Origin of the sequence: Streptomyces sp. NPDC046716 (assembly GCF_040645755.1) — a bacterium.
In the GTDB taxonomy this organism is placed as follows: Bacteria; Actinomycetota; Actinomycetes; order Streptomycetales; family Streptomycetaceae; genus Streptomyces.
In genome coordinates this window covers 218,350-224,374 of record NZ_JBEYYU010000006.1, presented here as the reverse complement: position 1 = coordinate 224,374, position 6,025 = coordinate 218,350, and the positions used below count along the sequence as shown (strand labels likewise).

Below are 6,025 nucleotides of genomic sequence, written 5' to 3'. Positions count from 1 at the left end.
CCTCCGCCTTGCATCTCGACGCACCAGACCCCGCTCACCAGCACAGAAATGCGCGGGCCGCCCGGCTGCGACCTGATCCGCCGGACAGGCCCTAGCGGCGGCTCCCGTGACGACCACCGGTAAGACTTCTTCCGGCGTGCCCCGTGAGGTTCATGAACGCGCACACCATCAAGGCGTCCCGGGGATCGGGATCCTGACCGCTTGGACCGGCGTCGCCGGTATCCGCTCCAGGACCCCGCCCGCGAAGACGTCGTACAGCGGCAGCGTCTCCAGATGGACATAGCCGATGTGACAGTCGCAGACCGCCAGCGGGCACGCCCGGGGCGCGAGCGCCGCACGCCAGGAACCGTCGTACAGGTTGCCCAACTCGGCCCGGACGAAGTGACAGCGGCGCACCGTGCCCTCGCCGTCCACCGAGACGACCGAGGAGCCGGTCCGGCAGGGCAGGCCGGCCGAGCGGTGCGGGTGCCTGCTGTACGGGAAGAGGGGGTCGACGGCCGTCCAGGCCGCCGCCTCCTCGTCCGTGTACGTACGGCCCTCCGCCGCGTTCACCCACAGGTACACCTCGGACGGCAGCGCCCTGCGCAGCGTGCGGGCCTGCTCCAGGTGCTCCGGGAAACCGACCACGCCGACGCTGAACCGCACACCGCGCTGCGCCAGCTCCCGCGTCTTGCCGAGGAACCGCTCGTAGGGCGTCTGCCCCGGGTGGAACGTGCACCACAGGGCGAGCGTGTCCAGGTCGGCTTCGGCGAGCCATTCTGTGCGGCAGCTCAGATTGGTCTGGATGGCGACGCGCGCGACGTGCTCGTGGTGCGAGAGCTCGACCATCGCCCTGCGGTACCAGGACCGCACAAGACCCTCGCCCCACGGCGTGAACAGGACGGACAGCCGGTCCTCGTGCTGCCCGGCCGCCCAGCCGGTGAAGCGCTCCAGCGCCGCGCGGTCCGCCCGCAACTGCGCGGTGGAGTCACGGCGCTTGGCGAACGGGCAGTACGGACAGTCGTAGTCGCACGAGGACAGCGGCCCCCGGTACAGCATCGTCAGATCCATCGGCCCGCTCACCTCGGCTCGTACGCGGCCATCGCGGCGCGCACCTCGGGGGAGAACAACTCCGGCCCGAGCGCGTCCGAGTGCGCCAGCCCCTCGGGCGTCAGCCGCAGCCGCTCCCCGTCGTCCCACGGCTCCAGCCAGCCGCGCGCGGCGAACGCGGCGAGCTCGGCCGGAAAGTCGTCGAACGGGTCCGCGCCGAACCGCATCCGGTAGTCGTCCAGCGGCATGCCCTCGGCCTGCAGCAGCGACTGGAGCAGGTGACGGCGGCGTGCCTCCCGCCCGTCGACGCGGCGGCCGTGCCGCGCACGCGCGAACTCCTCGGAGGTGGTGGCCGTGTAGCCGTCGATGATCGCGCGGATCTCCCGCATGTCGACGGCGTACTCGAAGGAGTAGTGCAGCGACGAGGTGTACGAGCGGGCGCCGCAGCCCAGACCGATCATGCCGTCTGTCTGGCAGGCGTAGTCGTCCGGGCCCTGCGCCGGGGCGTCCGCGCGCCGGAACATGCGCATCGACACCTGCTCGTAGCCGTGCTCCAGGAGATGGTCGCGGCCCTCGCGGTACAGCCGCAGCCGCTGCTCGTCCCAGGCCCGGTCGGTGAGCGGCGCGGCGCTCCGGCCGAGGCCGGTCAGCGGCCGGACGTAGAGCGGGTAGAGGTACAGCTCCTCGGGACGCCAGGCGAGCGCCGCGTCGAGGGAGGTGCGCCAGCTCGCCGGGGTCTGGCCGTCGATGCCGTAGATCAGATCGATGTTCAGCACCGGGATGTCCGTGTCCCGGATGCGGGTGAGCGCCGCCTCCACGTCCGCGCGGCGCTGCGGCCGGACCGCGGCGCGTGCCTCCGCGTCGACGAAGCTCTGCACGCCGATGCTCAGCCGGGTCGTGCCGCGCTCGGCGAGGACCGCGAGCCGGTCTGCCGTGGCCGTCGCCGGCGAGGTCTCCACGGACAACGGCACCGCCCTGAGGTCCGCGCCCGTCCGCAGCTCCGCGATGTCGCACAGCCGCGCCAACTCGTCCGCGTCGAGGAAGGTCGGGGTGCCGCCGCCGAACGCCGCGTTCGCGAACCGCACGTCCGGGCCGTCGCCGAGCGCCTCGCGCACCGCCACGGCCTGCCGCTCAAGGGCGTCCAGATACCGGCCCGTCAGGTCGTCCGGGGCGCCGATGCGCGTGAACAGATTGCAGAAGCCGCAGCGGACCTCGCAGAACGGTATGTGGAGATAGAGGGAGAGCGCGCCCTTGGGCTCGCCGCGCCACAGGTCGCGCAGCGCGGGGCGCTCGGGCAGCGGCCGGTACGCGGTCTTGTGCGGGTACGCGTAGACGTAACTCTGGTACGGGCGTGGGGTGTCGGTGGGCACGGCCCCGGTGTGTCCGGCCGCTTCGGTGGTGGTGGTCATGCGGTCGGCTCCAGGAAGAAGTGGGCGTAGGGCACGGTCCAGACCGCTTCGTGGCCGAGGCGGTGGCCGGTGTAGCCGTCGTCCCCGTAGGCCGTGCCGTGGTCGGAGCAGACGACGGCGAAGCAACGGCGGCGCGCGCTCATCGCCGCGAACAGCCGTCCCACGTGGCGGTCGATGTACTCCAGAGCGGCGGCATGGGTCTCCCGGGTGTCACCCGCCGCGCGCGTGGCGCCCGGCAGGTGGAACCAGTTGGGCTGGTGCAGCGCCGCGGCGTTCACGAACAGGAACAGCCTTTGCTCGTGCGGGAGTTCGGCGACGACCTGCTCCGCGCGCGCGACCTGGGCCTCGAACGAGGTGGGCGACGCGACTCCGAACTCCGGCTCCCAGTGGCTCTCCTGGAAGAGACCGGGCAGGACATTTCCCAGGGCGCCCTGCCGGTTGAAGAAGCCGACTCCGCCGACGCACACCGTCCGGTACCCGGCCGCGGCGAGGCCCGACACCAGGTCCGGGGTGTCGAAGACATAGGTGCGGCCGGCCGTGGTCTCACTGCCCGCGAACCGCGCCGCGAACAGCCGCGGATGCGGGCCGGGCGTAGCGGGGGTCGGCAGGAAACCGGCGAACATCGCCTGGTGGGAGGCGTACGTGAAGCTGCCCGGTGCGTGTCGCTTCTCCCAGGCGCCGCCCGGCAGATGACGTGCGAGGTGGGGGATACGGCCCGCCTCGGCCAGTTCGACCGCGACGTCGTGGCGCAGCGTGTCGAGCGTGAGCAGCAGCAGGTCGTCGCGGCCCACCACCTCGTTCATGTCGGGATCGGCCTTCGCGCCGCTCGTGGCGGTCGGGGCAGCAGGTGGTGGCGAGGTGGTGTCAGATGCGGGCATCGCGGGTCCTTGCGGGGTGGTGCGGGTGTGCGGGGGCGGGAGCCGCCCGGTGCGGGGTGCCGAAAGCGGCCGGGGCCCGCGCGGGGTGTGCGGCGTCGGGGAAGTGGCGGAGCACGGCGGCGACCTGGGCCGCGTAGGTGTCCAGTCCCTCGGCGCCGCTGCCGGGCAGTCCGGTCAGGCGCGGCAGCAGATCGCCGAAGGCGTTGACCTCGCCGACGGTGAAGCGCCGCCAGCCCACCGAGGGCAGCAGATCGACGCCGACGCACAGGGTGCGCGGGAAGCAGGCGGCGGCGCGCTCGCACAGGTCGAGGGCGTGCGCCCAGGACGCGCCCGCGGCCTGCCGGGCGGCGGCCCACTCGCCGCGCAGGCCGCCGAGATGCAGGTTCGTGAGCGGGGTCCGGCTGGTGCGCACGACGGCGTGCGTCGCACGGCCGGCGACCACGACGACGCGCAGATCGGCGGCGCGTCCGTGCAGTGACGCCTTCGGCAGCCAGCGCTCGATGTGCAGCCCGTCCGGAGCGAGCGCGTCCACGATCGCCGCGATGTCCGCCTCGCGCGTGTAACGCCGCACCCGCAGGGAGTTGTGCAGCGCGCCGTCCGTCGTCTCCACGGACGTCGTGGCGCGGATCCGGCCGGGGCCGGCCGTCTCCAGGGCGAGCACGCCGGAGGCCGACGAGCCGTGGGCCGGCTTGACGAACACCCGGGGCATTCCGTGCTCCGCCATCAGCGCCCGCACGTCGTCCCAGCCGCGCACCTCGGCGTCGCCGCCGGACGTGGGGGAGGCCGGAACGGCCACGCCCGCATCGGCGAGGACACGATGGCAGCGCCGCTTGTCGAAGAGCACGGCGACGTCGTCGGGATCGTCGAGCCGGACCCCGCCGTCGAGGGACCGCACGGCCGACAGGAACCGCCGGTACCACCGGGCGCCGCCCTCGACACGCGTCGGATCGGACACGTCCCGCAGGGCGCGCTCGACCTCCTCGTCCTCGCCCGCCGAATCGATCCGCACGATCTCGTCGTCGGCGAACGAAGCCCCGCCGTCGCGCAGTACGTCGCGCCACGCGACCACGCGCGGCGACGGCAGTCCCGTGTCCCGCACGGCGGCCGTGAACAGGTCCACCCGGCGATTGCCGGGGTTGCCGACGACCGCGAGACGCAGCGGGGCGGGACGCGGTCCGGACGCGGCCGCCGTGTCCCGGGTGTCGTCCGGCCCCGCCGATGTGGTCCGCCCGGTCATTCGCCGACCGAGACGTACCGCCACACGGTGTCCCCGTCCTGGTCCTCGTCCGCGTCCCCTTCGTCGAGGTCGACCTCGACGCCCGCGGGCACCAGGGAGTCCAGGAAACGCTGGCGCAGCCCGTCGCTCACGTAGTTGTGGTGCAGATCGAGCTTGCTCAGGTGCGTGAGCGGCTGTCCCGCGAGGAGCGCCGTGGCCCCGTCGTCGGTGAGAACGCCCATCGACAGGTCGAGCGTGTCGAGCCGAGCCACCACCGGGGCGGCCGCCACGGCCGCCGCGACCTCGTCCTGGATCTCGCTGTTGCACAGGGCCAGGTGCTTCAGGGCCGGCAGCCGACCGCCCGTCAGAAGGGGCTCGACGTCGGCGACCGTGGAGTCGCCGCCGTAGTCCGAGGTGCCCAGCCACAGGGTCAACCGGGTCAGGGCGGGCAGGTCGCTCGCCGCGATGCCGCGCACCACCTCGGCGGGCAGACCGCCCGTCTCCACGGTGAGGGACCGCAGCCTCTCGTGGCGCACCGCCGGGAACGCCAGGCTGGTCCCGCCGCGCACCGCGAACTCCGTCAGCTCCGGGAAGCCGTCCAGCAGCGGGGTCACGTCGCCCTGCGTGATCCAGGAGATCTCGCACTCCTCGAAGACGATGTCGCCCAGGAACAGCGCGCGCAGCGCCGTCAGCCGGTCCCTCGCCTCCAGCAGCGCTTCGATGACCGGCTCCGGCCCGTTCTCGTACGGGTCGCTCCACGAGCCGACCACGATCGCCTTGACGTGGCCGAGGTCCACGGCCTTCGCGAACCGGGCGAACGCCTCCGGCCACGACTCCTCGCTGTCGTACGACTCGACGGAGATCCGCCACGCGACGGCATCGGCGGAGGGCAGCGCCGCCGCCGGCTCCGCGTCCAACGCCGGGAAGTCGAAGGTGGGCAGGCCGTGCAGCTCCTGCAGGTGGTTTCCGATGGCCATGTCCGCCCCGTTCCCGATCTGTTCGCGCCGTCCGCGATCTCCGCTGGAACTGAAGTTGTACCAACCGGCACTGACAACGGCTGCCGCGGGGCGCCCGGCCGCCGTTGTCAGACCCTGCCTCTACCGTCGGAATCGACGCGGCCGCACTCGGCGGACCGTGGGACGGGAGAGTCATGTTCCGGCAGGGAGACGTGCTGATCGTGCCGCTCGCGGAGGGCGCGGTGCCTCCGCACGTCGCGGACGCCCCGGACGAACCGCGGGACGCCCGCGGGCGGTTGGTGCTCGCGCTGGGCGAGGTCACGGGCCACGCCCACGCTGTCGTCGGTCCCGGTCGGCTGGTCCGCGAGCCGGGCCCGTTCGGACCGCTGCTGCTCCAACTGCCCGACGGCGGGCGGGTGGTGCACGAGGAGCATGCGGCGATCCCGCTGCCCAAGGGCTGGTACCGGGTGATCCGGCAGCGCGAGTACGTGCCGGGCTCGGTGCGGATCGTGGCGGACTGAGCGGGCGGGACGCGGG

At 73.2% G+C, this 6,025-nt stretch carries 6 protein-coding genes; 1 reads left to right on the top strand and 5 read right to left on the bottom strand.

The features are described 5' to 3' along the window. Positions 1 to 168: 168 nt before the first annotated feature. From ABZ930_RS07290 to ABZ930_RS07270, 5 genes are all read right to left on the bottom strand, one after another. Positions 169 to 1,050 (bottom strand): STM4011 family radical SAM protein, encoded by an 882-nt coding sequence (locus ABZ930_RS07290; protein WP_361542873.1) that lies wholly within the window; start codon positions 1,048 to 1,050, stop codon positions 169 to 171. A gap of 8 nt (positions 1,051 to 1,058) precedes the next feature. Continuing rightward, positions 1,059 to 2,438 carry an STM4012 family radical SAM protein gene (locus tag ABZ930_RS07285; RefSeq protein WP_361542870.1) on the bottom strand — a complete coding sequence of 460 codons (1,380 nt, stop codon included), beginning with the start codon at positions 2,436 to 2,438 and terminating at the stop codon, positions 1,059 to 1,061. Next, complete coding sequence (locus ABZ930_RS07280) at positions 2,435 to 3,241, bottom strand: STM4013/SEN3800 family hydrolase (RefSeq protein ID WP_361542897.1); 807 nt, start codon at positions 3,239 to 3,241, stop codon at positions 2,435 to 2,437. The genes ABZ930_RS07285 and ABZ930_RS07280 overlap by 4 nt, the downstream gene beginning before the upstream one ends. A 61-nt stretch (positions 3,242 to 3,302) precedes the next feature. Further along, a complete protein-coding gene (locus tag ABZ930_RS07275) occupies positions 3,303 to 4,553 on the bottom strand; it encodes an STM4014 family protein (RefSeq protein ID WP_361542867.1) in 1,251 nt (416 codons plus the stop codon). Next, the gene (locus ABZ930_RS07270; protein WP_361542864.1) at positions 4,550 to 5,509 is read right to left on the bottom strand and encodes an STM4015 family protein; all 960 of its coding nucleotides are present in this window, start codon (positions 5,507 to 5,509) and stop codon (positions 4,550 to 4,552) included. The genes ABZ930_RS07275 and ABZ930_RS07270 overlap by 4 nt, the downstream gene beginning before the upstream one ends. A 173-nt stretch (positions 5,510 to 5,682) precedes the next feature. On the opposite strand from ABZ930_RS07270, the gene ABZ930_RS07265 reads away from it, so the two are divergent. Further along, positions 5,683 to 6,009, top strand: coding sequence for a hypothetical protein (locus tag ABZ930_RS07265; protein WP_361542861.1), 327 nt, complete (start codon positions 5,683 to 5,685; stop codon positions 6,007 to 6,009). Positions 6,010 to 6,025 lie beyond the last annotated feature (16 nt).

Bases quoted from the DNA above. Each gene is read 5' to 3' on its own strand.
- ABZ930_RS07290 (WP_361542873.1), bottom strand. From the start codon at position 1,050: ATGGATCTGACGATGCTGTACCGGGGGCCGCTGTCCTCGTGCGACTAC.
- ABZ930_RS07285 (WP_361542870.1), bottom strand. From the start codon at position 2,438: ATGACCACCACCACCGAAGCGGCCGGACACACCGGGGCCGTGCCCACC.
- ABZ930_RS07280 (WP_361542897.1), bottom strand. From the start codon at position 3,241: ATGAACGAGGTGGTGGGCCGCGACGACCTGCTGCTGCTCACGCTCGAC.
- ABZ930_RS07275 (WP_361542867.1), bottom strand. From the start codon at position 4,553: ATGACCGGGCGGACCACATCGGCGGGGCCGGACGACACCCGGGACACG.
- ABZ930_RS07270 (WP_361542864.1), bottom strand. From the start codon at position 5,509: ATGGCCATCGGAAACCACCTGCAGGAGCTGCACGGCCTGCCCACCTTC.
- ABZ930_RS07265 (WP_361542861.1), top strand. From the start codon at position 5,683: ATGTTCCGGCAGGGAGACGTGCTGATCGTGCCGCTCGCGGAGGGCGCG.